Origin of the sequence: Pseudoxanthomonas koreensis (assembly GCF_041890415.1) — a bacterium.
In the GTDB taxonomy this organism is placed as follows: Bacteria; Pseudomonadota; Gammaproteobacteria; order Xanthomonadales; family Xanthomonadaceae; genus Pseudoxanthomonas; species Pseudoxanthomonas koreensis_A.
Genome location: NZ_CP169056.1, coordinates 898,909 through 922,315, shown reverse-complemented (window position 1 = coordinate 922,315; position 23,407 = coordinate 898,909). Strand labels below are relative to the sequence as shown.

Sequence of the window (23,407 nt, the reverse complement as noted above, 5' to 3'; positions counted from 1 at the left end):
GTCGCCGCTCCGGGGACGACCCCTCCCCCCGGGGCATTGATCCTCAGAAGTCGGCGTCCAGCACGATCCGGTAGCGGGCCTTGCCGGCGCGCAGATGATCCAGCGCCTCGTTCACTCGGCTCATCGGGAAGTGCTCGGTCTGCGGCGCCACGCCGTGGCGGGCGGCGAAGCCGAGCATGCTGTCGATCGCCCCGCGCGAGCCGGTGGGCGAACCCGACAGCGACTTCTGCCCGGAGATCAGCGAGAACGCCGGCACCGCCACCGGCTCCAGCGGCACGCCCACCACGTGCAGCCGCCCCTTCGGCGCCAGCGCGCCCATCAGGCCGGGCCAGTCGAGCGCCGCGTTGACCGTGTCGATGATCAGGTCGAAGGTGCCGGCGAGCTTCTTCAGCGCCGCTGCATCGCCGGTGGTGACCACCCGGTGCGCCCCGAACGCGCGCGCCTCCTCTTCCTTGGACGCACTGGTGGTGAACGCCGTCACCTCGCAACCCCAGGCGCGGCAGAACTTCAGCGCCATGTGCCCCAGCCCGCCGATGCCGATCACCCCGACCCGCGCCGTGGGCGCGATGCCCAGCTCGCGCAGCGGCGCGAACACGGTGATGCCACCGCACAGCAGCGGCCCGGATTCCGACGCCTCCAGGCCCACGGGCAGCGGCGCCACCCACACCCAGTGCGCCCGCACCTTCTCGGCGAAGGCGCCGTGGCGCCCGGCGAGCGTGGCCTGCACCTCGCGGCACAGGTGCTGCTCCCCTGCCAGGCACTGCTCGCAATGCAGGCAGCTGTGCGTGTTCCAGCCCAGGCCCACGCGCTGGCCCGGTGCCACGCCCCTGGCGTTCGCCCCCAGCGCCGTCACCCGCCCCACCGCCTCGTGCCCGGGCACGAACGGATAGGCGGTGAAGCCCCAGTCGTTGTCCAGCATGGACAGGTCGGAGTGGCACAGGCCGCAGTGCTCGATGGTGATCTCGACCTCGTCGGCGCCCAGCGGGCCGGGGTCGTACTCGAAAGGTTCCAGCGGGGCGCCCGCTTTGGGGGCGGCCCAGGCGCGGTAGGTGGTGGTCATGTTGGGTCCTCCGACTCGGGAACGACGGCAACCATACGTTGCTGACGCGCAGATGGCAGTGACGGGAGCCAACGACGCAGCTGGAAGCTATTCCCTTGGCCAGGCGCAGCGGTATCCTGGAGCCCATGCCCCGGCTGCAGCTGCCCACGGACCTGCCCTTCGAAGTCGGCGCGCTCTACAATCGCCGGCAGCAGATCCATGGCGCCCTCGGCGGGCAAATGCAGGGTGGGATCTCCACGCCCAGCAATTCTCCCTTCGTCATCCTTTTCACCGGGGAAGCCGGGTCGCAGCACGGCTACCGCGACCACTGGGAAGAGGAGGATGGCGAGAACATCCTCCACTACTACGGCGAAGGCCAGTCCGGCGACATGCAGGACAGCCGCGGCAACCGCGCGATCCGCGAACACCTGCAGCACAACCGCAGGCTGCTCATCTTCCAGAGCCTCGGCAAGGGCCAGCCCTATCGATTCTGGGGCGAGTTCCGTTTCATCCACGCCTACGAGGAACATGGCGTACCGGATACGAGTGGCGCGCTCCGCAAGGCCATCGTCTTCAAGCTCAAGCCCGTCGAGGACGACTTCGATCCGTTCCAGCGCAAGGTTGCAGACGGCGTCCTGCCGGAGATCGACCTGTCCACCACGGTCTCCCGGCAGGTGCAGGAGATCCGCGTCAAGCAGTCACTGTTCAAGCGCAGGCTGTTGAACGTGGAAAAGCATTGCCGCCTGACCGGCGTGGCCGACCTGCGCTTCCTGCGGGCTAGCCATATCAAGCCCTGGTCCAAGTGCGCCAGCGGCACCGAGCGGGTAGATGGCGCCAACGGCCTGCTGCTGACGCCCCACGCCGACCTGCTCTTCGACCGCGGATGGATCACCTTCGAGGACAACGGCGCGCTCGTGCGCTCGTCCCACCTTCCGTCCGACGTCACCAGCCGGATCGGCCTGGACCTGACCAACGGGCGGCGTTGCGGCGGCTTTGATGCGAAGCAGACGGCCTATCTCGAGTACCACCGCAACGCGGTTTTCGAGACCGCTTTCAGGAAGATCGAAGATCCGATCTCGGAGCTCTTTGCTCCGGCGCTGTACTGATGTTCCCTCGGCCCGACCCAGGACGTCGGTGCCGTTCCCGCTGTTCATGGTCTTCCAGGCGGGGGAACGCGGGCCATCACCAGGCCTGCGCACCACGGCTGCGATAGTCGGCCCATGACTGCATCGGCCGGATATGGTCACGCCGGACCACGTGGCCCGACGCGCGCGCGCCGGCTGGCACGCATCGCCTGGCGCCTGCTGCTGCTGGCCACGGTGGCCTTCGTCGCCCTGTGGGCCTGGCGCCACTCCGTGCTTGAGCGGCCGCGCCTGCTGTGGGAACTGTCGCGGATGCCCGCGCCGCAGGCACAGCCGGTCCCCGTGGACGGGGTACGGGCGTCGCAGATCGCCGCCACTTTCGGCGCTCCGCGGGGCAGCGACCGCCGCCACGAGGGGGTGGACATCTTCGCGCCCCGTGGCACCGCCGTGCGAAGCACCACGCGTGGGGTGGTTGTGGCGGTGCGCGACCGCGGCCTGGGCGGGCGCCAGGTGTGGGTACTGGGGCCGGCCGGTGAACGCCATTACTACGCTCACCTGGAAGCATGGTCACCTGGCCTGGCCGTGGGCGACGTGGTCCAGCCCGGTACGCCTCTGGGCACGGTGGGCGACAGCGGCAACGCGCGCGGCACGCCGCCGCACCTGCACTACGGCATTTACGGCGCGGACGGGGCACTGGACCCGTTGCCACGGCTGCGCGCCGCGCCCTGAACCCACCCGGGGCGCGGCATGGAACGGACCATCGTGGCGGCGGGCCTCGTCGCAACCGCCACGCGCACCTATGTTGGATGCATCCCCCCATTCCCGGAGGCGCACCATGGCGTCCCAACCCAACCGCTACCGCATCACGGTCACGCCGATCGACACCGGCGGCCTTCCCAGTCCCGGCCGCTGCAGCCTGGAATTCGAACAGCCCGCGGGTGGGCGCGATGACTGGCTGCGCATGGTCGAAGGCACCCAGCGCCTGCCCGGGCTTGCCGGCGACGAACGCGCCACGCTGGTGATCGGCGCGCGCCTGCTTGATGCGCTGGCTCGCCACCGGCCCGGACTGCCGGACGATCCGTTGCAGGAGCTGCGCGCGCCGCTGGCACGGCTGGTCGAGCGCCTGGAACGCACCGCGCAGGAGGGTTGAGGCAGCCGGCGCCCGCGCTATGCTCGCCCGACCTTGGCGAGGACCCTGGCATGCGCAACGTCCACCTGCTGGTACTGGCACTGCTGGTGCTGCCCCTGGCGCAGTGCTCGTGCAGCCGCCCGCCCGGCATTCCCGCGCCGGACCAGGACGACCCGGTCCGGCCCGCTGACGGCACCCCGGCGGCCGCGGCCACGCCGGCACCGGACGCACCGGCGGCCGATGCCGTCGCCGATGCTCCGCCGGGGCCGCGCGAAGCGGCCGCCATCCTGCACGCCTACCTGTCGCTGCTGCCCGGCGGCGACCACGCCGCTGCCGACACGTTCTGGGCCCGCGGCGACCCGGGCCGGGCGCCCGGCGATGCCGCCCTGCGCGCCAGGTCGCAGCCGGACGCGATGCGGATCGACACCGGCCCGCCCGTCGCACTGGACCGCGAACACCCGCCGCGCGCGGTCGAAGTCCCGGTGCGCCTGCGGTTGAACGACGCTGCCGGGGCGCAGGTGCTGGAGGGCCACTACCGCATGCGGCTGCGGATCGATGGCCACGGCTGGGAGATCACCTCGGCCGAGCTGCACCCGCGGCTGGACTGAAGCCGGCCCAGCCGGCCTTCTTCGCGCCCGCCGTGCCGGCGCCGGCGGGACGCCAGGCTCAGCGCTTGGGCTGCAGCATCGTGCCCGTGCACTTGGGCGAGCCACACAGGCAGGCCCAGATCTTCTTCAGCCGCGGCGTATGCCGCTCGGCCAGGGTGATGCCGTAGTTGTAGGTCAATTCCTCGCCCGGCGCGATTGCGCGCACGGCCTCGACGAAGACCTGGTCCTTGCGCCGGTCCTCGCCGTCGTGCTCCTCGATCACCGCTTCGCAGTTGGGATCGCAGCTGTGGTTGATCCAGCGCGCGTCGTTGCCCTGGTAGGTGGCATCGATCACCCAGTCGTCGTTGAGCGTGAACAGGAAGGTATGGCCGCTCTCCACGTCGCCGCCGACATCGGCGTCCACCTGTTCGTGGCTGCGGCGGCGGCCCTTGTACTCGATGACGCGCTCGCCCTTGCGGATCGGCGCCACGGCGAACACGCCGTTGCCATGGATGGGGGACTTGCGGGCGGCAATCTTGCGGGACATGCGGGTTCCGGACGACGAGGACGCGGCCGATTCTCGCCGATGCCGCGCGCCGGCACCATCCATTGCGCATGCGCGGCGCGGCATGCACCGGCATTCGAAGCGCCGCGCCAACCTGCATGGCATCGGCTGCGGCCGCTCGCACCGCTGCCTGCCGCACGATTGCCGGCGTGGCCGCAGCTGGTCAGGTGCCGGTCACACCCTGCGCTTGGCCCGGCGATCTTGAAAGAGTACAATTTCGGTACGCTTTAGCCGAAACCGGCCGCCCATGCTCCGCGTCAACAAGCTGACCGATTACGCAACCGTGGTCCTGACCGTGCTCGCCGCACGCCAGGGCCAGGTGCTGAGCGCGGCCGAACTGGCCGAGCACGCCGGCCTGGAACAGCCCACGGTAAGCAAGCTGCTCAAGCCGCTGGCCCAGGCCGGCCTGGTGGAAGGGCTGCGCGGCGTGCGCGGCGGTTACAGGCTCAGCCGGGCCGCCTCCGACATCAGTCTCATCGAAATCGTGGAAGCGATGGAAGGGCCGCTGGCGATGACCGAGTGCAGCCAGCACGACAGCCAGTGCGGCATCGCCGACCAGTGCGGCGTCCGCGCCAACTGGCTCCTGATCAACGACGTGGTCGCCGACGCCTTGCGCAAGGTGACCCTGGCGCAGATGCTGCGCCCCCCGCCCCCACCGGCGCGACGGCGCGAGATCGCCTTGCGCATCACCAATTGACCCCGCAGGCAGCCCGAATGGCCACCGAAGTCACCACCTCCCCTCCCCCCCAGAACGCAGAGATCCTGGAGCGGCTTGGCCGGCGTTACGACGCCGGCTTCGTCACCGAGATCGAGTCCGAGTCGCTGCCTCCAGGCCTGGACGAGGACATCATCCGCGCCATCTCGGCCAAGAAGGACGAGCCGGAGTGGATGACCGACTGGCGCCTGGACGCCTACCGCCGCTGGCTGACCATGCCGGTGCCGCACTGGGCCAAGCTGAAGGTCGCGCCGATCGACTTCCAGGCGATCAGCTACTACTCCGCGCCCAAGGGGCCCAAGTACCAGTCGCTGGACGAGGTGCCGCAGGAACTGCTGGACACCTACGACAAGCTCGGCGTGCCGCTGCACGAGCGCGCCAAGCTGGCCGGCGTGGCGGTGGACGCGGTATTCGACTCGGTATCGGTGGGCACCACCTTCCGCAAGGAGCTGGCCGACAAGGGCATCATCTTCTGCTCGATGTCCGAGGCCATCCGCGAGCACCCGGAGCTGGTGAAGCAGTACATCGGCTCGGTGGTCCCGCACGGCGACAACTACTTTGCCGCGCTGAACTCGGCAGTGTTCTCCGATGGCAGCTTCGTGTTCATCCCCAAGGGCGTGCGCTGCCCGATGGAGCTGAGCACCTATTTCCGGATCAACGCCGGCCACACCGGCCAGTTCGAGCGCACCCTGATCATCGCCGAGGCCTCCAGCCACGTTTCCTACCTGGAAGGCTGTACCGCGCCGATGCGCGACGAGAACCAGCTGCACGCCGCGGTGGTCGAGCTGGTCGCCCTGGACGATGCCGAGATCAAGTACTCGACCGTACAGAACTGGTACCCGGGCGACGAGAACGGCGTCGGCGGCATCTACAACTTCGTGACCAAGCGTGCGCTGTGCAGCGGCGCGCGCAGCAAGGTGATCTGGACCCAGGTGGAAACCGGCTCGGCGATCACCTGGAAGTACCCGTCGTGCGTACTGCTGGGTGACGATTCTTCCGGCGAGTTCCACTCGGTGGCGCTGACCCACCACCGCCAGCAGGCCGACACCGGCACCAAGATGATCCACATCGGCAAGCGCACCAAGTCCAAGATCGTGTCCAAGGGCATCAGTGCCGGGCACGGCCAGAACACCTACCGCGGCCTGGTCAAGGTGGACCGCAACGCCGACGGTGCGCGCAACCACACCCAGTGCGACAGCCTGCTGATCGGCAAGCAGTGCGGCGCCCACACCTTCCCCTACATCGAGGTGCGCAACCCGGGCGCCACGGTCGAGCACGAGGCCACCACCTCCAAGATCAGCGAGGACCAGATGTTCTACTGCCGCACCCGCGGGATCTCCGAGGAGGACGCGGTCTCGATGATCGTCGACGGCTTCTGCAAGCAGGTGTTCCGCGAACTGCCCATGGAGTTTGCGGTGGAAGCCAAGAAGCTGCTGGAAGTCAGCCTGGAAGGCAGCGTCGGCTGACCACTTTTCCTGCAGGCGCGGCAACCGCGATCGGAACACAGGCGACCACCGCGCGGCGGTCCACCGATTCCGCTGCTCCTGCAGTCCACCCCGAAGGACGGGACACGAGAAAACACATGCTCAAGATCGACAACCTGCATGCCAGCATCGCCGGCAACGACATCCTCAAGGGCCTCTCGCTGGACGTGAAGCCGGGCCAGGTACACGCACTCATGGGGCCCAACGGCGCCGGCAAGTCCACCCTGGGCAACGTGCTGGCCGGGCGCGAGGGCTACGAGGTGACCGCCGGCTCGGTCCAGTTCGACGGCCGTGCGCTGCTGGAACTGGAGCCGGAAGAGCGCGCCGCCGCCGGCCTGTTCCTGGCGTTCCAATACCCGGTGGAGATCCCCGGGGTCAACAACACCTACTTCCTGCGCAGTGCGCTCAACGCCCAGCGCAAGGCGCGCGGCGAGGCCGAGCTGGACTCGATGCAGTTCCTCAAGCTGGTGCGCGAGAAGCTGGCGATCCTGCACCTGAAGGACGAACTGCTGCACCGCGGCCTCAACGAAGGCTTTTCCGGCGGCGAGAAGAAGCGCAACGAGATCTTCCAGCTGGCCGTGCTGGAACCGAAGCTGGCGATCCTGGACGAGACCGACTCGGGCCTGGACATCGACGCGCTGCGGACCGTGGCCGACGGCGTCAACGCACTGCGCTCGCCTGACCGCTCGTTCCTGGTCATCACTCATTACCAGCGCCTGCTCGACTACATCAAGCCGGACGTGGTGCACGTGCTGGCCGATGGCCGGATCGCCCAGACCGGCGGCCCGGAGCTGGCGCTTGAGCTGGAAAAGCATGGCTACGCCTGGCTGAAGGACCGCGTGGTGCCGGAAAAGGTTGCCTGATGCACCGCCTGCACTCCCTGCCATTGCGACTCCGGATTGCCCATGAACGCGCTGCTTGATTCCTTCCGCGACACTTTTTCCGGGCTGCCCGAGCCCGATGCCCAGCAGCTTGGCCAGGGCCGCCGCCAGGCCCTGGACGCGCTGCTGGCCGACGGCCTGCCCGGTCCGCGCGACGAGGCCTGGAAGTACACCCCCCTGCGCACCCTGGAGCGCCGCACCTTCGCCGCTGCCGATGCCGCGCCGCCTGCGCTGGATCCGGCGCTGCTGGCCGACATCCCCTGCCCGCGCATGGTGTTCGCCAACGGCCGCTTCGATGCCGCGCACAGCGACCTGTCCGGGCTGCCCGATGGCGCGGTGGTCGAAGCGCTGTCGCGGGTGCTGGCCAGCGGCGAACCCCGCGACGCCAATTTCCTGGCCCGCCGCTACAGCCAGCGCAGCGAGGTCTTCGCCCGCGCCAACGCGGCCCTGGCCGACGAGGGCGCGGTCGTGCGCCTGGAAGCCGGGGTGCGGGCGCCGGCCCCGCTGCACCTGGTCTTCATCGGCGTGCCCCAGTCCGGCGACCGCGCCTGGCACCTGCGCCACTTCATCGAGCTGCGCGAGGGCGCCGCCCTGGACATCGTGGAGTACCAGTTTGGCGCCGGCGATCACGCCCACCTGAGCAACGAGGTCCTGCACCTGCACCTGGGCGCGGAGGCGGTGGTCCGCCACGCCTGCGTGCAGCACGACGCCGCCCGCGCCACCCGGTTCGCGCGCACCGACGCGGTGCTGGCGCGGCAGGCGCAATACCGCCGCTTCGACCTGGAACTGGGCGCGGCCCTGAGCCGGCACGAACTCAACGTGCGCCTGGAAGGCGACGGCGCCCGGCTGCTGGCCAATGGCGTACTGCTGGGCGACGGCCGCCGCCACGTCGACACCCGCCTGGGCATCGAGCACATCGCCCGCGACACGGCCTGCGAACTGCTCTGGCGCGGCACCGCGTCCGGTCGCAGCAAGGTGGTGTTCCACGGCGGCATCGGCATCCGCCCGGGCGCCGACGGCACCGATGCGATGCTCTCCAACAAGAACCTGCTGCTGTCGGCCGATGCGGAAATCGATACCCAACCGGTGCTGGTGATCGACGCCGACGAGGTCCAGGCCGCGCATGGCGCCACCGTCGGCCAGCTCGACGCCGATGCCCAGTTCTACCTGCGTTCGCGCGGCATCCCGCAGGCCCAGGCGCAGCGCCTGCTCACCGTGGCCTTCTGCCGCGAGCCGCTGCTGGCGCTGGAGGATGACGGCCTGCGCCAGATGTTGCTGGCGCGCCTGGATGCGGCACTGGCCGCCTCGCTGGGCAGCGACGGCGCGTCGGCATGAGCGTGATGCCGCAAGCCGCCGTGCACGATGCCGCCATGCCCGCACACGAGGGCAACGAGGTCGACTGGGCCCGAATCCGCGCCGATTTCCCGCTGCTGATGCGCGAGGTCCACGGCAAGCCGCTGGTCTATTTCGACAATGCCAACACCGGGCAGAAGCCGCTGCCGGTGATCGCCTCGCAGGACGCGTTCTACCGGCGCCAGAACGCCAATGTCAGCCGCGCGGTGCACGCGCTGGGCACCGAGGCCACCGAGGCCTACGAGGGCGCGCGCGGCACCCTGGCGCGTTTCCTGAGCGTGCGCAGCGACGAGCTGGTGCTGTGCAGCGGCACCACCTTCGCGATCAACCTGGTGGCCTATTCCTGGGCGCTGCCGCGGCTCAAGCCCGGCGACGTGATCCTGGTCTCGCGGATGGAGCACCACGCCAACATCGTGCCGTGGCAGCTCGTCGCCCAGCGCACCGGCGCCACGGTGCAGGTGGCCGGGATCCTGCCCGACGGCAGCCTGGACCTGGACGCGCTGTACAAGGCGATGACCCCGCAGGTGAAACTGCTGGCGGTGGCGCATGTCTCCAACGTGCTGGGCACGGTCAACCCGGTGCGCGAGATCTGCCGCCAGGCACGCCGGCACGGCATCACCACCGTGGTCGACGGCTCCCAGGCCGCGCCGCACATGAAGCTGGACGTGGCCGCCATCGGCTGCGACTTCTACGCCGTCACCGGCCACAAGATGTGCGCCCCCACCGGCACCGGCGCGCTGTGGGCGCGGCGCGAGCACCTGCAGGCGATGCCGCCGTTCATCGGCGGCGGCGAGATGATCAAGGAAGTCAGCTTCGACGGCACCGTGTTCAACGACCCGCCGCACAGGTTCGAGGCAGGCACGCCCAACATCGCCGGCTTCGTCGGCCTGGGCGCGGCGGTGGACTACCTGGAATCGGTGGGCATGGAGCGCATCGCCGCACGCGAGGCCGAGCTCCTTGCCCATGCCACCGAAGCGCTGCAGGCGATCCCGGGACTGCGCATCTTCGGCACCGCGCCACACAAGGCGGCGGTGATCTCGTTCCTGGTCGAGGGCGCGCATGCGCACGACCTGGCCACCCTGCTTGACCTGGAAGGCGTGGCGGTACGCTCGGGCCAGCACTGCGCGCATCCGCTGCTGCAGTTTTTCGGGGTGGCCGCCACCGTGCGCGCGTCGCTGGCGTTCTACAACACCCACGAGGAAATCGAGCGCTTCGCAGCCGCCCTGGACAAGACCCGGCGCCTGCTGGCCTCGTGACCGGCGCACGCCGCGCCCTACAATACGGGCATGGATTCCATTGCATTCCGCGCTGCCACCGAAGCCGACATCCCGGCGGTGATCAAACTGGTCACCTCCGCCTACCGCGGCCCTGAAAGCCGCCAGGGCTGGACCACCGAGGCCGATATCCTCGACGGCCCGCGGATCCATCCGGACATACTGGCCGCCGACATCAGCCGGCCGCGCAGCATGGTCCTGCTGGGTGAACGCGATGGCGATGGATTGCTGGCCTGCGCGCACATCGCCGCGGAGGACGATGCCTGCTACTTCGGCATGTTCGCGGTGCGGCCCGCGCAGCAGGGCGGCGGCGCCGGCAAGGCGATCCTGGCCGAGGCCGAGCGCATCGCGCGCGAGCAATGGGGCCTGGGGTGCATGCGCATGGCGGTGATCGACCTGCGCGAAAGCCTGATCGCCTTCTACCTGCGCCGTGGCTACGCCCGCACCGGCATCCACCGGCCGTTCCCCTACGGCGACGAGCGCTTCGGCATCCCGCTGCGCGCGGACCTGCGCCTGGAGTTGCTGGAAAAGACCCTGCACATGGAACCGACCGCATGAATGCCCCGACCTGGACCTTCGTGTGCACCAGCGCCGAACTGCTGCCCGGCGAGATGCGCCCGGTGTTCGACGAGGTAACCGGCACGGCCATCCTGGTGGTCAACCTGGACGGTGACCTGTACGCCGTGGAAGACCGTTGCAGCCATGAGGATTTCGAACTGTCCGCGGGCGTGCTCGATCCGGCCGAAGGCAGCGTCGAGTGCGTCCTGCATGGTGCCCGCTTCGACCTGCGCGACGGCCGTGCGCTGTGCGCGCCGGCGTATTCGCCGGTGCCCAAGTTCCCGGTCAAGGTCGAGCACGGCGGGATCTGGACCCGCGACGACCGGGACTAGCATCCGACGATGCCTCCACGGGCGCTGTCCGCGCAAGGCCGCATGCAGCCCCAATTGCAAACAGGAATCGATCTCATTAACATGCGTGGCTTCTGATCATTCCCGATCAGTCTCCGGTGCCCGCGCCTTGCCACGCTTCCTGTTTCCCGCACGATCACGATCCGGACGCCTGACCTGCCTTGCGGCGGTCTGGCTGGGCATCGTGCTGCTGGCGGGCGCGCTGGCAGGCAGCCCGGCATCGGCGGACGCTCACCGGGCGGACGCCACGGTCGCCTGCGTCGCCACGGCGGCACCGGGCCTGCCCGCCGACACCGACACCCGCACCGGTGATGCAACTGCATCCACTCCGGCCCCGGCCCATGTCGATGCCGCACCAGTGGACGGGACTCACGAAGCCGGTGAGTCAGGCACCCGGACGGCCGCTGTCCCGCCACACCGGCGCCGCGACCGTCCGGTCGCCGTGCCCGACGCGCCGCGTGCCGGTGGGCGCCCGCATCCGCGCTATCGCAGCCAGGGCCCTCCGGCCGCCTGACTCCGCCGCCATGGGCGCGTTCCACGCGCCGCGCGGCCATCACTCCCCAGATATCCCTCCCGCTTCCGACGCGATGCCCGCGTGCGGCGCCATGACGGCTGCCGCCTGCGGCGCTGATCCCTCTTTCCTCCTGCAATGGACCCCCCATGAGCCACATCACCAACCGCAAGCACGCTTCCCCCGCCCAGTGCGGCCTGGCCACCGCGACCCTGCTGACCGGCCTGGCCCTGGCGGCGCCGGCCGCCGCCGCGCCCGACCTCGCCGCCGCCGGCCAGGCCACTACCCTGGACGGCGTGCAGGTCAACGGCGTGCTCGGCTACAAGGCCGAGCGCATGGCCTCGCCCAAGTTCACCCAGCCCCTGCAGGACACGCCGCAGACCATCCAGGTCATCACCGCCGAGCTGTTCAACCAGCAGGGCGCCACCACCCTGGCCGAGGCGCTGCGCAACAGCCCCGGCGTGGGCACGTTCTACGCCGGCGAGAACGGCAACACCGCCACCGGCGATGCGGTCTACATGCGCGGCTTCGACAGTTCCAACAGCATCTACGTCGATGGTGTGCGCGACCTGGGCTCGATCTCGCGTGATGTGTTCAACACCGGGCAAGTGGAGGTGACCAAGGGCCCGGCCGGCACCGACAACGGCCGCTCCTCGCCGACCGGTGCGATCAACATGGTCAGCAAGCATGCCAACCTGCATGACGCCACCAGCGCCACCCTCAGCGCCGGCGACCAGGGCCAGAAGCGCGCCACCGCCGACTGGAACCATGCCTTCGCCGGCCTGCCCGGCACCGCGCTGCGCGTGAACGCGATGTGGCAGGACAGCGACGTGCCTGGCCGCGACCATGTCGACAACCAGCGCCATGGCCTGGCCACCTCGCTGGCCTTCGGGCTGGGCAGCGATACCCGCTACTACCTCAACCTGCTGTACGTGGAGCAGGACAATGTCCCGGACGGTTTCGTGCCCACCATCGGCCTGCCGGGCTGGGAGCCGCAGCCGGGGCTGGAAGCACTGGTCGGGCATCCGGTCGACCCGGAAAACTTCTACGGCACCGGCGACGACCACGACGAGGTGACCGCGCAGATGGCCACCTTCCGGGTCGAACACGATTTCTCGGACACGCTGAAGCTGAGCAACACCCTGCGCTGGGGCCAGACCGTGCAGGACTACCTGCTGAGCGCGTTCATGACCACCGGCGGCAATGCCGCCGATCCGCAGGCGGGCAACATCGGCTGGACCAATCCGGCGGACCTGTCCAGCTACACCGTGGCGCGCAGCCTTCCCACGTTCAAGGACCAGCGCAACCGCATCCTCACCAACCAGCTCAACCTACGCGCCGACTTCGCCACCGGCGGCGTGCAACACAACCTCAGCACCGGCCTGGAGCTGACCCGCGAGGAGCAGCACAGCCACGCCATCGCCAGCACCGGCGCGCAACCGGCGGCCAGCCTGTACGCGCCGGACTGGAGCGACCGCGGCGACCTGGCATGGGCGCGCAGCGGCGCCGGCAGCCAGGGGCGCACCGATACCGCGGCACTGTACCTGTTCGACACGCTGGAGTTCGGCGAGCGCTTCCTGCTGAGCGCGGGCCTGCGGCTGGACCGCTATGAAACCAGCTACCGCAACAGCGCCACCTGCGGCGGCAGCGGCCGGCGCGCAGTGCCCTGCGGCGGGCAGCCGGTCGGCACCATCGTGCAGACCGTGGACACCGAAGACAGCGACACCCTGCTGACTTGGAAGCTCGGTGGCGTGTACAAGCCTTCGGCGGCGGTGAGCCTGTACGCAGGCTACGCCCTGTCGCAGCAGCCGCCGGGCGGCGCCAACTTCCAGCTCAGCGACGCGGCCGGCAGCGCCAACAGCGTCAATGCCGATCCGCAGAAGGCCCGGACCCTGGAGGTCGGCACCAAGTGGAGCCTGCTGGAGGATGCCCTGGCGCTGAACCTGGCACTGTTCCGCACCGACGTGAGCAACGAGATCAATACCCTGGTCACCGACGACGCCGGCCTGCCGACCCAGACCGGCCAGAAGCGGGTCCAGGGCATGGAGCTGTCGCTGGTGGGCAACCTCACCGCGAACTGGTCGGTCTCGGCCGGCTACACGCATCAGCACACCGAGGTGGAAGAAGGCGCGCCGGTGGCCAGGAATGGCAGCCACAACCTCACCTACACCCCGGAAGAAGCGTTCACCGGCTGGACCACGTACCGCTTCGCGTCCGGCCTGACCCTGGGCGGCGGCGTGCGCTATTCCGGCAGGATGCTGCGTGGCACCGATGGCGCTGCCGGCACTCCGGAGTCGGTCAAGTCCCATACCGTGTGGGACGCGGTGGCCTCCTACGCGGTCAACCAGCACCTGCTGCTGCGACTGAACGGCTACAACCTGTTCGACAAGCAATACGTCGCGTCGATCAACAAGAGCGGCTACCGCTATACCCCCGGTGTCGCGCGTACCGTCCTGCTCAGCGCCGAACTGCGCTTCTGACCCACGCCGGCCGGGGCATCCACGCCCCGGCCGCGACCACGAGGAATCCTCCCATGCTGCTGCACATCCCCCAGGTCCTCGCCGGCGACGAGCTGGCACTGATACGGCAGGCGCTGGACAGCGCGGACTGGACCGACGGCCGCGAGACGGTTGGCGTGCAGGGCGCCCAGGTCAAGCGCAACCAGCAGCTGCCCGATGCGTCCCCGCTGAAGGCCGAGCTGGGCCAGGCGGTACTGGCGGCACTGGAGCGCAACCCGCTGTTCTTCGCCGCGGCGCTGCCGCTGCAGATTCTTCCACCGCGCTTCAACCGCTACAGCGGCGGCGGCGAGTACGGCTTCCACGTGGATGGCGCGGTGATGATCAGCGGTGCCGGCGCGCAGCGCAGCCAGGTGCGTTCGGACCTGTCCTGCACCCTGTTCCTGTGCGCGCCGGAGGAATACGACGGCGGCGAGCTGGTCATCAGCGACACCTACGGCGAGCACGAGGTAAAGCTGCCGGCCGGGGACATGATCCTGTACCCGTCCAGCAGCCTGCACCGGGTCACCCCGGTCACCCGCGGTGCGCGCCTGGCCTCGTTCTTCTGGGTACAGAGCATGGTCCGCGACGACAGCCGGCGCCGGTTGCTGCTGGAGATGGATACGGCCATCGAGGCCTTGCGCAGCAAGGGGGCCGATGCAGCCGCGGTGCTGCAACTGACCGGCGTGTACCACAACCTCCTGAGGCAATGGGCGGAGGTCTGACATCCGTACGAACGGGAGTCATCCTCGTTTGCATGTGATAACCATTCCCGTTTAGAATTCGCCCGACGCGCGCCTTGACTGCGCGCCAACCACGGGGCCGCCTTGAACCACGACCGCGCTACGCTCGAGCCCCGACCGGTGCCCGTGCCGTGGCCGTGGCTGCTGCTGGTGGCGGTGGTACTGCTCGTGGCGGCCCTGCCGGCGACCGCAACGGCTTCGCAGCCCCCGTCCTGCATCGGTGCCTGCAGCCAAGGTTCCGGCCCGGACGACGGCGAGCCTTCCGATGCCGGCCATCGCCCGCTGGTGGCCAAGACACGCAGGGCGGCACCGACGATGGCGACCGCCATGCCGCTGGACTGGCGGACCCATACGCCTGTACTTGCGCTGCCGGTGATCCGTGCAGCGTCCCGCCCGCCTGCCATTCCGGCGCCGTGGCGCACACCGCTGCCGCACGCCCCGCGTTCCTGGCTGCGCCTGCATCCCGGCCAGGCCCCTCCCCGCGCCTGAGCGCCGCCACCGGCCGCACGCTCCCGCCCAGGGAGCGTGCCCGACCCCGCGGCTCCCCTTTCCTCATCCACTCCCGGACCCCGGCCCTGGCCGCGGGTCCAGGCACCTGCACCTTACCTCCCCGCATGAGCCCTCCCATGAACTGCCTGCACCGCGCTTCCTTCCGTCGCGCCACCCTCGCCAGCGCCCTCGGCCTGGCCCTGGCCACCTGCCTGCCGGCCGCCGCCAACCCGGCCCCCACCGGCGCCCCGAGCACCCTGGACACGGTGGTGGTCACCGCCGCCGGCTTCGAGCAGAAGATCACCGACGCGCCGGCCAGCATCAGCGTCATCACCCGCGAGGAACTGGCCAGGCGTCCATACATGACCCTGCTCGACACGGTGCGCGACCTGGAGGGAGTGGACATCGGCGAGACCCGCGACAAGACCGGCCAGGGCACCATCTCCATGCGCGGTATGGGCTCGGACTACACCCTGGTGCTGGTCAACGGCCGCCGCCAGAACAACCATGGCGACATCTACCCGAACAACTTCGGCGGCAACCAGTTCAACCACATCCCGCCGTTGGACGCGATCGAGCGGATCGAGGTGATCCGCGGCCCGGCCTCCACCCTGTACGGCGCCGACGCGATGGGCGGGGTGATCAACATCATCACCAAGCGCAACCTGGACAGCTGGAACGGCTCGCTCAGCCTGGGCCGCACCTTCCAGGCAGACGACCAGTTCGGCGACGACTCCACCGTGGACTTCTTCCTCACCGGCCCGCTGGTGCCCGGCAGCCTGAACCTGAGCGCGCGCGGAAGCTGGTACGAGCGCGATGCATCCAACCCGGTGTACGCGCCGGTGACCGACCCGGCCGGGCAGACCCATACCCGCCCGCTGGGCTTCGGCAGCGGCGGCAAGACCGTGGACAACACCAACAAGTCCGCCGGCATCAGCCTGGAATGGATGCCCTCGGAAAACCAGAGCCTGGTGTTCGACATCGACACATCGCGCCAGGAATACGACAACGCGATCAAGATCAACGACAGCGGGGTCGAGGAATACCCGGTCGGCACCGTCGACAACATCAACTCGGTGTGGCGGGCCACGCCCAACAACTGCATCCCCCGCGGCACCTGCACCCGCGCCGAACCGCGCGTGGGCTACAGCCCGGCGCAGCAATTCGCCCGCGATACCTGGTCGCTGGCCCATGAGGGCAGGTGGTCGTTCGGCAACAGCCTGGTGTCGCTGGCCCGGGTGGCCACCAGCAACGACGGCCGCACCCTGCCATTCACCGTTGCCGAACGCGCCCACCTGCTGGAAATGATGAACGGCACCGGCGCCTATGCCGGCCTGGACGTGGCCCAGCGCCGCGCCATCGCCGAGTCCACCTTCCTGCCGCGACCGGCGCGTTCGCTGGAGAGCCGCCAGTACACCCTGGATGCCAAGCTCGATGTCCCGTTCGAGCTGGCCGGCCAGCACGTGGCCGTGCTCGGCGCACAGGTGATCCGCGGCGAGCTGGAGGACGGCGTGTTCGGGATGGAGGACGGCATCCCCGGCGGCGTGCAGGAGCACAACATGCATTCGCTGTTCGCCGAGGACACCTGGACCATCACCGAGCCGCTGGCCATCACCGCCGGCCTGCGCTGGGACGACCACGACGTGTTCGGCGACCGGCTCAGCCCGCGCCTATATGGCGTATGGACGATGAACGCGCAATGGACCGTCAAGGGCGGGGTCAGCACCGGCTTCAAGACCCCCAAGACCACCCAGCTCTACGACGGCATCACCGGTTTCGGCGGCCAGGGCACCATCCCGCTGTTCGGCAACCCCGGGCTGCGCCCGGAGACCAGCACCAGCACCGAACTGGCCGTGTACTGGCACCACCCGCAGGGGCACGACTTCAACGCCACCGTGTTCCGCAATGCATTCGACGACAAGCTTTCCACCGAACGCTGCGGCGCCAACCTGACCCTGGCCTGCCCCACCGGCGAATTCGCCGGACTCGGGTACGTGACCGGCAGCGTCCCGGTCAACATCGACGAGGCGGTGGTCCAGGGCGCCGAGCTTGCCGGCCGCTGGCAGGTCGCCGAGCGCCTCGGCGTCCGCGCCAACTACACCTATACCGACAGCGAGCAGAAGAGCGGCCCGTCCCGGGGCGAGCCGCTGGGCGACAGCGCCCGGCACATGGCCAACGCCAGCATCGACTGGCAGGCCAGCGAGCGCTTCAACCTGTTCCTGAGCGCGGAAGTGCGCTCCAAGCGCTATCGCGGCCTGGATGCGGACAGCGGCGAGCAGCTGTACTGGAAGGACTACCAGGTCTTCCACCTGGGCGCTGCGTACACCTTCTCCGAGCGGGTCACCCTCAACGCCCGGATCAACAATCTGCTGGACCGCGACTTCACCAGCTACCAGTACACGTTCGTCGATGCCGGCGACAGCAGCTACACCGTCGCGGCGCAGGACGATTACAACAACAAGGACAAGGCGCGGAACCTCTGGGTCGGGCTGAACGTCAGCTTCTGATCCCCCGTGCGTGGCCCGGGCGTGTCGAAGCGCCCGGACCCGCACATGCCATGGCAGGCGACCAATGAGAATTGTTCTCATTGATCGCCTATACTTCGCCCTCCCCGCAGTGTTTGGCTTCCGTGCCCAGCTCCCCCCACCCCGATCCGGTCTCCGCCCAGCGTCGCCGCGGCTTCTGGCTGCGCACGCTGCACCAGTGGCACTGGATCAGTGCGGCACTGTGCCTGGTCGGGATGCTGCTGTTCGCGGCAACCGGGGTGACCCTCAACCACGCCGCGAAGATCGAAGCCGCGCCGCAGGTCGACAACCGGGCGCTGCAGTTGCCCGAGCCGCTGCTGCGCACGCTGGCCGACGCCGCGCAGGAAGGCACCACGCCATTGCCGCCAGCGCTGGCGGCGTGGCTGGAACAGGCGCTGGACGTGCCGGTGGGCGCTCGGGTTGCGGAGTGGTCGCCGGAGGAAGCCTACGTGTCCATGCCGTCGCCAGGTGCCGATGCCTGGCTGAGCATCGACCGCCAGACCGGTGCGGTGGAATACGAACGCACCGACCGTGGCTGGGTTTCCTACTTCAACGACCTGCACAAGGGTCGCAACGCCGGGCCGGCATGGGGCTGGTTCATCGACGTGTTTGCCATCGCCTGCCTGGTGTTCTGCATCACCGGACTGTTCCTGTTGCACCTGCATGCACGCCAGCGCCGGATGACCTGGCCGCTGGTCGGCCTGGGCCTGGTGGTGCCGTTGCTGCTGGCACTGCTGTTCATCCATTGACCCCACCATTCACCGACGAGGTTCACCGAATGCGCGTCAAGCTGTTCATCGCCGTCACCGGCCTGCTCACCATGCCGGCCTATGCGGCCGAGCTGCAGGTCAATGTCGAGATCCCCAGGCTCAATGTCGCCGAGTACCACCGCCCGTACGTCGCCATCTGGCTGGAGGGTGCCGACCACCAGGTCGTGGCCAATCTGGCGGTGTGGTACCAGATGCGCGAAACCGCCGAGGGCCACGGCACCAAGTGGCTGCCGGACCTGCGCCAGTGGTGGCGCAAGTCCGGGCGCAACCTGGACCTGCCGGTGGACGGGGTGACCGGGCCGACCCGGCCGGTGGGCCGGCATGCGCTGTCCTTCACCGACGCCCAGCCGCAACTCAAGGACCTGGCCCCGGGCCAATACACCCTGGTGGTCGAGGCCGCGCGCGAGGTCGGCGGCCGCGAGCTGGTCAAGATCCCCTTCACCTGGCCAGCCACTGCGCCGCAGGCGGGCAAGGCCCAGGGCAGCAGCGAGCTGGGCGCGGTCAGCCTGGCGGTCCGGCCCTGAGCTGCGCAATTGCGCACGGCCCCGCTCCCGCATCCATCGCATCCGTCATGCACGCTCCCCGGAGGTCCACCATGAAGCATCACCTGATCCTGGCCGTCGCCCTGGCCTCGCTCGCGATCCCGTTCAACGCCGCCGCGCACAAGGCCTGGCTGCGTCCCTCGCAGACGGTACTGGCCGGAACCGATCCGTGGATCACGGTCGACGCCGCCGTATCCAACGACCTGTTCTACTTCAACCACGTGCCGCTGCGCCTGGACGGCCTGGTGATCACCGCGCCCGACGGCAGCACCGTGCAGCCGCAGAACCCGGCCACCGGCAAGTACCGCAGCGTGTTCGACGTGGCGCTCCAGCAACAGGGCACCTACCGCATCGCCGTGGTCAACAGCGGCCTGTTCGCCTCCTGGGAGGAGGACGGCAAGCCCAAGCGCTGGCGCGGCAACAGCACCAGCTTTGCCAGCGAAGTGCCCAGGGACGCCAAGAACCTGCGCGTTTCGCAGAGCGTGGGCCGCAACGAGACCTTCGTCACCAACGGCGCGCCGAACAAGACGGCGCTGGAACCCGTTGGCGAAGGCATCGAGCTGGTGGCGCTGACCCATCCCAACGACCTGTACGCGGGCGAGCAGGCAAAATTCCGCGTCCTGCTGGACGGCCAGCCGGCAGCCGGGCTCGAGTTCGAGATCGTGCGCGGCGAGACCCGCTACCGCAACGCGCAGGACGAGATCAAGGCCACCACCGACGCGCAGGGCGAGTTCTCCGTCACCTGGCCCAGCGCCGGCATGTACTGGCTGGAAACGTCCAGCCAGGACGACAGGACCTCGGTGCCGCAGGCCAGCCAGCGCCGCCTGGGCTACGTGGCCACCCTCGAGGTGCTGCCGCAGTAGGCGGCGCACGGGCGCGCAACGTCGATGCAGCCGGCGTCGTCCACGCAACTGGCCAGCCTGGGCGGGCACACCATGGGCACGCGCTGGAGCGTGCGCATGGCCGCGCGCCCGGGCGCTGACCTGCCTGCGCTGCACGCCGGCGTGCAGCGCGGCCTGGACCAGGTGGTGGCGCAGATGAGCACCTGGGAGCCGGACTCGGACATCAGCCGCTACCGGCGTGCGCCCGCCGGCAGTTGGCAGCGCCTGCCGGACGGGTTCATCGCCGTGCTCGACTGCGCGCTCGCCGTGGCCCAGGCCAGCGGCGGCGCATTCGATCCCACCATCGGCCCGCTGGTGGACCTGTGGGGTTTCGGCAGCACCGGCACGCCGCGGCGGGTACCGGATGCCGGCGCGATCGAACGCGAACGCCTGCGCACCGGCTGGCAGCGGCTGCAACGCCGCACCGGCGGAACCGAACTGTTCCAGCCCGGCGGCCTGCAGCTGGACCTGTCCGGCATTGCCAAGGGCTACGGCGCCGATGTGGTCGCCACCCACCTGCGCGACTGCGGCATCCCTGCTGCGCTGGTGGAAGTGGGCGGCGAGATCCGCGCCTACGGCCGCAAGCCCGATGGCGGGCACTGGCGGGTACTGGTCGAGTCCACGCCCGACGAGGACGCCGATCCGGACATCCTGCCGCCGCGCGTGCTGGCCTTGGACGACGTCGCCGTTGCCACCTCCGGGGACCGTTGGCACTGCTTCGAGCAGGACGGCAACCGCTATGCACACACCATCGATCCGCGCAGCGGCTGCCCTGTTGCCGGCGCGGCCGCCTCGGTCACCGTGGTCGCGCCACAGGCGATGGAGGCCGATGCCTGGGCAACCGCGCTGACGGTGATGGGTCCGATCGAGGGACTGGCCCTGGCCCAGGCACGCGGGCTGGCCGCACGCTTCGTCATCCGCACCGGCGAGCGCCTGGAAGAGACGATGACCGAGCCCTTCCGCGCACAGTTGGCGGCATGAGTACCGCTGCCGCTCCAGGCATCGGCCCCATCCTGCGCATCTGGCTGGGCAACGCGGCGGTGCTTGTGCTGCTGGCCGTACTGGCCGGCGCGTTGTTGCCGCTGCATGGCGAACCCTGGTGGGTTGCGTCGCCGCGGCCGGCGCGCTGGTGGTGGTGCGCGGTGGTGGTCCTGGCCTATGCCGGCGCCAGCGTGGTGTTCCTGCGGCCCCGGCCGGCAGCGCAGGCGACATCGGCCGCGAGCGCAGAACCGCCCATGCTGGTCGCATGGGCCAGCCAGACCGGATTCGCCAATGCCCTGGCCGAGCGCAGCGCGGCCGCGCTGCAGGCGGGCGGCAACAACGTCATCGTGCTGCCGCTGGACCAGGTTGATGCGCAACGCCTGGCCAGCACCCGGCGCGCCCTGTTCATCGCCAGCACCACCGGCGAGGGCGACCCGCCCGACCACGCCCTGCGCTTCCTGCGCGAGGTCATGCCCCAGGCGTCGGCATTGCCGGACCTGCACTACGCACTGCTGGCGCTGGGTGACCGCGAGTACCTGGACTTCTGCGCGTTCGGCCGCCAACTGGATGAATGGCTGCGTAGCCGTGGTGCACAGCCGCTGTTCGACCGGGTGGACGTGGACAACGCCGATGAAGCGGCGCTGCGCCACTGGCAGTACGAGCTGATCCGGATCGCAGGCAGTGCCGCGCTGGCCGACTGGAGTCCGCCCGCCTACACACCATGGCGCCTGGCCTCGCGGACCCTGCTCAATGCCGGCAGCCAGGGAAGCCCGGTGCACGACCTGTGGCTGGAGCCGGCGTGCGGCGTGCTGCCGCCATGGCAGGCCGGCGACATCGCCGAGATCGGCCCGCGCAATCGTCCGGCGCAGGTGCAGGCGCTGCTGGCGCGGCTGGGCCTGGAGGCCGACGCCGCAATTCCGGGCACGGACGGCGAAACCCTGGCCGCACTGCTGGCCCGCTCGCAGTTGCCGGATGACCCGCAGGCGCTGGCAGGGCTGACGCTGGATGCCCTGGTCGCAAGCCTGCAGCCATTGCCGCATCGCGAGTATTCGATCGCCTCCATCCCCGAGGAAGGCGGCGTGCGCCTGCTGGTCCGCGCGATGGTCAATGCCGACGGGTCACCGGGCCTGGGCAGTGGCTGGCTGTGCCAGCATGCACCGGTCGGCGGGACCATCGACCTGCGCGTGCGCACCAACCCCGGCTTCCATCCGCCTCCGGTGGACCAGCCACTGGTGCTGGTCGGCAACGGCACCGGCATGGCCGGCCTGCGCGCGCACCTGCGCGCGCGCGTCGCCGCCGGCGCTCGCCGCAACTGGCTGCTGTTTGGCGAGCGCAACGCCGACCACGACCTGTTCTTTGGCGAGGAACTGCTGCGCTGGCAGGCGCAGGGCTGGTTGCAGCGCCTGGACCTGGCGTTTTCCCGTGACGGCGAGCGACGCTACGTGCAGGACCTGCTGCAGGATGCCGGCCAGGACCTGCGCGACTGGATCGACGCCGGTGCCAGCGTGCTGGTCTGCGGCAATGCCAGCGGCATGGCGCCGGGCGTGGACGCCGCGATCGCCGGGGCCCTCGGCGGGCAGCAGCGCGACGCACTGCGTATCGAAGGGCGTTATCGGCGCGACGTCTACTGATGCTTACCGCGCCGTGCGCGCTGGCCTGCCGAAAAAAGACATCGCCCGGCTGCACTCCCTGTGCAACACCGGGCGATGGGCACATCCCTGTCGGCTCCTTGCCTCCCTCGATGCATCCTTGCCTCGTGAACCAGACACGCAATCCCTGCGTGTGACCTGCATGTGCCAACCCGATCACTCCGGGCTGGGTTGTCGGCGGGCGTGCGCCTGCACGTTGCAACCCCGGCAACCCGGGTGGGCATTCCTGGCGACTGCCGACGGGACGGTCCCCGTCGGCAGCCATTCCTTAGCTAGCGGCGCGCCACCGGCTTGGCCGGGGCGGCACCGGACGTCGCTGCAGCCTTGCGCGCAGGAGTTGCCGCGTTGCCGACCGCGATCAGGTCGCGATTGCGCTCCACCGTCTTCAGGCCGATCCCCTTGACCAGTGCCAGTTCGTCGGCGCTGCGGAACGGCCCGTTGGCCTTGCGGTACTCGACGATGGCTTCCGCCTTCGACGGACCGACCCCGACCAGGACGCTCTCCAGCTGGGCGGCATTGGCGGTGTTGATGTCGACCTTGTCCGCGGCAAACGCGGCGCCGGCCAGCAACAACGTGGACAACACCAGTGACTTGAGCAGAACGGCAAACGACTTCATGGCAACACTCCCTGTAGCTTGGTTGGTGGGTACCCGGGCCCGGCTTCCTGCCGGCACCTCGGTAGACCCAGTCTTCCGCGCCACCGGCAACAAGCCTATCGCCGGGGCGGCGACGCGGCAGCCGGAAAACTCCCCGCTCCCGTGTAGGGAAATTCCTACACACCCCGCGCCGTAGAATCGTCCGCAA

22 protein-coding genes are annotated in these 23,407 nt (G+C 69.7%); 19 read left to right on the top strand and 3 right to left on the bottom strand.

Annotated elements, in window-relative coordinates; all coding sequences use genetic code 11:
- Positions 1–43: 43 nt before the first annotated feature.
- Positions 44–1,060, bottom strand: a complete 1,017-nt coding sequence (locus tag ACEJ41_RS04285; RefSeq protein ID WP_374013556.1) for an NAD(P)-dependent alcohol dehydrogenase — start codon at positions 1,058–1,060, stop codon at positions 44–46.
- A 125-nt stretch (positions 1,061–1,185) separates the two neighbouring features.
- Here ACEJ41_RS04285 and ACEJ41_RS04280 point away from each other — a divergent pair, with 125 nt between their 5' ends.
- From ACEJ41_RS04280 to ACEJ41_RS04265, 4 genes are all read left to right on the top strand, one after another.
- On the top strand, positions 1,186–2,145 hold the full coding sequence (locus ACEJ41_RS04280; RefSeq protein ID WP_374013555.1) for an HNH endonuclease: 960 nt from the start codon (positions 1,186–1,188) through the stop codon (positions 2,143–2,145).
- A gap of 114 nt (positions 2,146–2,259) precedes the next feature.
- Positions 2,260–2,850: a M23 family metallopeptidase gene (locus tag ACEJ41_RS04275; RefSeq protein ID WP_374013554.1), complete on the top strand. Its 591-nt coding sequence runs from the start codon at positions 2,260–2,262 to the stop codon at positions 2,848–2,850.
- Between the two features lie 106 nt (positions 2,851–2,956).
- Positions 2,957–3,271, top strand: coding sequence for a DUF3861 family protein (locus ACEJ41_RS04270; protein ID WP_374013553.1), 315 nt, complete (start codon positions 2,957–2,959; stop codon positions 3,269–3,271).
- A 50-nt stretch (positions 3,272–3,321) separates the two neighbouring features.
- On the top strand, positions 3,322–3,858 hold the full coding sequence (locus tag ACEJ41_RS04265) for a hypothetical protein (RefSeq protein WP_374013552.1): 537 nt from the start codon (positions 3,322–3,324) through the stop codon (positions 3,856–3,858).
- A gap of 58 nt (positions 3,859–3,916) precedes the next feature.
- On the opposite strand, the gene ACEJ41_RS04260 is transcribed toward ACEJ41_RS04265, so the two are convergent.
- Entirely contained in the window at positions 3,917–4,384 is a 468-nt protein-coding gene (locus ACEJ41_RS04260; protein ID WP_374013551.1) for an SET domain-containing protein, read from the bottom strand.
- A gap of 265 nt (positions 4,385–4,649) precedes the next feature.
- On the opposite strand from ACEJ41_RS04260, the gene ACEJ41_RS04255 reads away from it, so the two are divergent.
- From ACEJ41_RS04255 to ACEJ41_RS04185, 15 genes are all read left to right on the top strand, one after another.
- Complete coding sequence (locus ACEJ41_RS04255) at positions 4,650–5,099, top strand: SUF system Fe-S cluster assembly regulator (protein WP_374013550.1); 450 nt, start codon at positions 4,650–4,652, stop codon at positions 5,097–5,099.
- Positions 5,100–5,116: 17 nt separating this feature from the next.
- Positions 5,117–6,583: a Fe-S cluster assembly protein SufB gene (sufB, locus tag ACEJ41_RS04250; RefSeq protein WP_374013549.1), complete on the top strand. Its 1,467-nt coding sequence runs from the start codon at positions 5,117–5,119 to the stop codon at positions 6,581–6,583.
- Between the two features lie 116 nt (positions 6,584–6,699).
- Entirely contained in the window at positions 6,700–7,464 is a 765-nt protein-coding gene (gene sufC / locus ACEJ41_RS04245) for a Fe-S cluster assembly ATPase SufC (RefSeq protein WP_374013548.1), read from the top strand.
- A gap of 42 nt (positions 7,465–7,506) precedes the next feature.
- Positions 7,507–8,817 carry a Fe-S cluster assembly protein SufD gene (gene sufD / locus ACEJ41_RS04240; protein WP_374013547.1) on the top strand — a complete coding sequence of 437 codons (1,311 nt, stop codon included), beginning with the start codon at positions 7,507–7,509 and terminating at the stop codon, positions 8,815–8,817.
- A 35-nt stretch (positions 8,818–8,852) separates the two neighbouring features.
- Positions 8,853–10,091 carry a cysteine desulfurase gene (locus tag ACEJ41_RS04235; RefSeq protein WP_374013546.1) on the top strand — a complete coding sequence of 413 codons (1,239 nt, stop codon included), beginning with the start codon at positions 8,853–8,855 and terminating at the stop codon, positions 10,089–10,091.
- A gap of 30 nt (positions 10,092–10,121) precedes the next feature.
- Complete coding sequence (locus tag ACEJ41_RS04230) at positions 10,122–10,667, top strand: GNAT family N-acetyltransferase (RefSeq protein WP_374013545.1); 546 nt, start codon at positions 10,122–10,124, stop codon at positions 10,665–10,667.
- Positions 10,664–10,999: a non-heme iron oxygenase ferredoxin subunit gene (locus ACEJ41_RS04225; protein ID WP_374013544.1), complete on the top strand. Its 336-nt coding sequence runs from the start codon at positions 10,664–10,666 to the stop codon at positions 10,997–10,999. The genes ACEJ41_RS04230 and ACEJ41_RS04225 overlap by 4 nt, the downstream gene beginning before the upstream one ends.
- Positions 11,000–11,677: 678 nt before the next feature.
- Positions 11,678–14,008 carry a catecholate siderophore receptor Fiu gene (locus ACEJ41_RS04220; RefSeq protein ID WP_374013543.1) on the top strand — a complete coding sequence of 777 codons (2,331 nt, stop codon included), beginning with the start codon at positions 11,678–11,680 and terminating at the stop codon, positions 14,006–14,008.
- 53 nt (positions 14,009–14,061) lie between these two features.
- Complete coding sequence (locus ACEJ41_RS04215) at positions 14,062–14,748, top strand: Fe2+-dependent dioxygenase (protein ID WP_374013542.1); 687 nt, start codon at positions 14,062–14,064, stop codon at positions 14,746–14,748.
- 644 nt (positions 14,749–15,392) lie between these two features.
- Entirely contained in the window at positions 15,393–17,762 is a 2,370-nt protein-coding gene (locus ACEJ41_RS04210) for a TonB-dependent receptor domain-containing protein (RefSeq protein WP_374013541.1), read from the top strand.
- Positions 17,763–17,884: 122 nt separating this feature from the next.
- Positions 17,885–18,529, top strand: coding sequence for a PepSY-associated TM helix domain-containing protein (locus ACEJ41_RS04205; RefSeq protein WP_374013540.1), 645 nt, complete (start codon positions 17,885–17,887; stop codon positions 18,527–18,529).
- 29 nt (positions 18,530–18,558) lie between these two features.
- On the top strand, positions 18,559–19,074 hold the full coding sequence (locus ACEJ41_RS04200) for a DUF2271 domain-containing protein (protein WP_374013539.1): 516 nt from the start codon (positions 18,559–18,561) through the stop codon (positions 19,072–19,074).
- A gap of 71 nt (positions 19,075–19,145) precedes the next feature.
- On the top strand, positions 19,146–19,955 hold the full coding sequence (locus tag ACEJ41_RS04195; protein WP_374013538.1) for a DUF4198 domain-containing protein: 810 nt from the start codon (positions 19,146–19,148) through the stop codon (positions 19,953–19,955).
- Between the two features lie 24 nt (positions 19,956–19,979).
- Positions 19,980–20,954 (top strand): FAD:protein FMN transferase, encoded by a 975-nt coding sequence (locus ACEJ41_RS04190; RefSeq protein WP_374013537.1) that lies wholly within the window; start codon positions 19,980–19,982, stop codon positions 20,952–20,954.
- Positions 20,951–22,585, top strand: a complete 1,635-nt coding sequence (locus ACEJ41_RS04185) for a flavodoxin domain-containing protein (protein ID WP_374013535.1) — start codon at positions 20,951–20,953, stop codon at positions 22,583–22,585. Before ACEJ41_RS04190 ends, ACEJ41_RS04185 begins: the two co-directional genes overlap by 4 nt.
- Before the next feature lie 290 nt (positions 22,586–22,875).
- Here the strand turns inward: ACEJ41_RS04185 and ACEJ41_RS04180 are convergent, their stop codons facing one another.
- Positions 22,876–23,220, bottom strand: a complete 345-nt coding sequence (locus ACEJ41_RS04180; protein ID WP_374013534.1) for a ComEA family DNA-binding protein — start codon at positions 23,218–23,220, stop codon at positions 22,876–22,878.
- Positions 23,221–23,407 lie beyond the last annotated feature (187 nt).

What these genes read in the sequence shown, in the direction of transcription:
- ACEJ41_RS04285 (WP_374013556.1), bottom strand. Translation starts at nt 1,060, where the DNA reads ATGACCACCACCTACCGCGCCTGGGCCGCCCCCAAAGCGGGCGCCCCG.
- ACEJ41_RS04280 (WP_374013555.1), top strand. Translation starts at nt 1,186, where the DNA reads ATGCCCCGGCTGCAGCTGCCCACGGACCTGCCCTTCGAAGTCGGCGCG.
- ACEJ41_RS04275 (WP_374013554.1), top strand. Translation starts at nt 2,260, where the DNA reads ATGACTGCATCGGCCGGATATGGTCACGCCGGACCACGTGGCCCGACG.
- ACEJ41_RS04270 (WP_374013553.1), top strand. Translation starts at nt 2,957, where the DNA reads ATGGCGTCCCAACCCAACCGCTACCGCATCACGGTCACGCCGATCGAC.
- ACEJ41_RS04265 (WP_374013552.1), top strand. Translation starts at nt 3,322, where the DNA reads ATGCGCAACGTCCACCTGCTGGTACTGGCACTGCTGGTGCTGCCCCTG.
- ACEJ41_RS04260 (WP_374013551.1), bottom strand. Translation starts at nt 4,384, where the DNA reads ATGTCCCGCAAGATTGCCGCCCGCAAGTCCCCCATCCATGGCAACGGC.
- ACEJ41_RS04255 (WP_374013550.1), top strand. Translation starts at nt 4,650, where the DNA reads ATGCTCCGCGTCAACAAGCTGACCGATTACGCAACCGTGGTCCTGACC.
- sufB (WP_374013549.1), top strand. Translation starts at nt 5,117, where the DNA reads ATGGCCACCGAAGTCACCACCTCCCCTCCCCCCCAGAACGCAGAGATC.
- sufC (WP_374013548.1), top strand. Translation starts at nt 6,700, where the DNA reads ATGCTCAAGATCGACAACCTGCATGCCAGCATCGCCGGCAACGACATC.
- sufD (WP_374013547.1), top strand. Translation starts at nt 7,507, where the DNA reads ATGAACGCGCTGCTTGATTCCTTCCGCGACACTTTTTCCGGGCTGCCC.
- ACEJ41_RS04235 (WP_374013546.1), top strand. Translation starts at nt 8,853, where the DNA reads ATGCCCGCACACGAGGGCAACGAGGTCGACTGGGCCCGAATCCGCGCC.
- ACEJ41_RS04230 (WP_374013545.1), top strand. Translation starts at nt 10,122, where the DNA reads ATGGATTCCATTGCATTCCGCGCTGCCACCGAAGCCGACATCCCGGCG.
- ACEJ41_RS04225 (WP_374013544.1), top strand. Translation starts at nt 10,664, where the DNA reads ATGAATGCCCCGACCTGGACCTTCGTGTGCACCAGCGCCGAACTGCTG.
- ACEJ41_RS04220 (WP_374013543.1), top strand. Translation starts at nt 11,678, where the DNA reads ATGAGCCACATCACCAACCGCAAGCACGCTTCCCCCGCCCAGTGCGGC.
- ACEJ41_RS04215 (WP_374013542.1), top strand. Translation starts at nt 14,062, where the DNA reads ATGCTGCTGCACATCCCCCAGGTCCTCGCCGGCGACGAGCTGGCACTG.
- ACEJ41_RS04210 (WP_374013541.1), top strand. Translation starts at nt 15,393, where the DNA reads ATGAACTGCCTGCACCGCGCTTCCTTCCGTCGCGCCACCCTCGCCAGC.
- ACEJ41_RS04200 (WP_374013539.1), top strand. Translation starts at nt 18,559, where the DNA reads ATGCGCGTCAAGCTGTTCATCGCCGTCACCGGCCTGCTCACCATGCCG.
- ACEJ41_RS04195 (WP_374013538.1), top strand. Translation starts at nt 19,146, where the DNA reads ATGAAGCATCACCTGATCCTGGCCGTCGCCCTGGCCTCGCTCGCGATC.
- ACEJ41_RS04190 (WP_374013537.1), top strand. Translation starts at nt 19,980, where the DNA reads ATGCAGCCGGCGTCGTCCACGCAACTGGCCAGCCTGGGCGGGCACACC.
- ACEJ41_RS04185 (WP_374013535.1), top strand. Translation starts at nt 20,951, where the DNA reads ATGAGTACCGCTGCCGCTCCAGGCATCGGCCCCATCCTGCGCATCTGG.
- ACEJ41_RS04180 (WP_374013534.1), bottom strand. Translation starts at nt 23,220, where the DNA reads ATGAAGTCGTTTGCCGTTCTGCTCAAGTCACTGGTGTTGTCCACGTTG.